The 1,002-nt window shown below is 73.3% G+C and carries 2 protein-coding genes; both read right to left on the bottom strand.

The genetic code is table 11. The features are described 5' to 3' along the window. Positions 1 to 41: 41 nt before the first annotated feature. On the bottom strand, positions 42 to 155 hold the full coding sequence (locus H5J29_RS34560; RefSeq protein ID WP_220188262.1) for an alpha/beta fold hydrolase: 114 nt from the start codon (positions 153 to 155) through the stop codon (positions 42 to 44). A gap of 240 nt (positions 156 to 395) precedes the next feature. Next, positions 396 to 938 (bottom strand): type 1 glutamine amidotransferase domain-containing protein, encoded by a 543-nt coding sequence (locus tag H5J29_RS34125; RefSeq protein WP_181784972.1) that lies wholly within the window; start codon positions 936 to 938, stop codon positions 396 to 398. Positions 939 to 1,002 lie beyond the last annotated feature (64 nt).

Genomic DNA, 1,002 nt, shown 5'->3' with positions numbered 1-1,002 from the left:
CCGGTGGGCGCCGGTGACCGCGGCGCTGCGCTGACGGCGGGTCAGCCGACGTGGTCGGCCAGGAACCCGCGCACCGCGGCGGTGAAGTCCGCGGGATGCTCCAGGTTCGGGTAGTGCCCGGTGCCGGGGACCGTGACGAACCGGCCCGCAGGCACCCACTCGGTGAGCCTGCGGCATCCGCCTCACGCCCGCGGGGGAGGGCGCGATCGACGCCGTCCATGCACTCGTACACGCCCTGCTCCGTGGGGTCGACGGCGGCCTGATCGGCCAGGACGTCGACGCAACCCTCCGTGTCCTGCGGGCGATGGAGGCGGCGCTGGACCGGGTGGAACGACGCGGCGCACCGGGCGTCTGAACGCCGGTGCGCCGCAGGTACCGACCGAGCCGGGGTGAGGTCAGCCCGCGGCGAACTCCTTCACGATCGCCGCGCAGAAGGCGGGCAGGTCGTCGGGGTTCCGGCTGGTGACCAGCCGCCCGTCCACGACCACCTCATCGTCGACCGGGTTGCCACCCGCGTTGCGGATGTCCGTGCGCAGGCTCGGGAACGAGGTGAGGGTCCGGCCCTTGACGAGGTCGGCCTCGACCAGCGTCCACGGCGCGTGGCAGATGGCGCCGACGGGCTTGCCCGCGTTCACCATGTCCGTGACGAACCGCAGGACGTCGGCGTCGAGGCGCAGGCGGTCGGCGTTCACCGTGCCGCCCGGCAGGATCAGGGCGTCGTAGTCCACCGCCGCCGCGTCGGCCGCGGTCCGGTCGACGGGGTAGGTCGCGCTCGGCTCGATGTCCGAGTTCATCGACCGGATCGAGTCGGTGGACAGGGAGACGAGGTCGGTGGTCGCGCCGGCGTCCTCGACCGCGCTGCGCGGCCGGGTCAGCTCGACCTCCTCGACACCGTCCGTCGCCAGGATCGCGACGCGCTTGCCGTCCAGTACTCCCATGACACGCTTCCTCTCTCTGCACCGCCGATCGCTCGGCGCGGGTGTGGGTCCCCGTTGCCGGGGT

The sequence above is a fragment of the Pseudonocardia pini genome (assembly GCF_013870575.1).
Taxonomy (GTDB): domain Bacteria; phylum Actinomycetota; class Actinomycetes; order Mycobacteriales; family Pseudonocardiaceae; genus Pseudonocardia; species Pseudonocardia pini.
This window is presented reverse-complemented; position numbering and strand designations above follow the sequence as displayed.

Bases quoted from the DNA above. Each gene is read 5' to 3' on its own strand.
- H5J29_RS34125 (WP_181784972.1), bottom strand. From the start codon at position 938: ATGGGAGTACTGGACGGCAAGCGCGTCGCGATCCTGGCGACGGACGGT.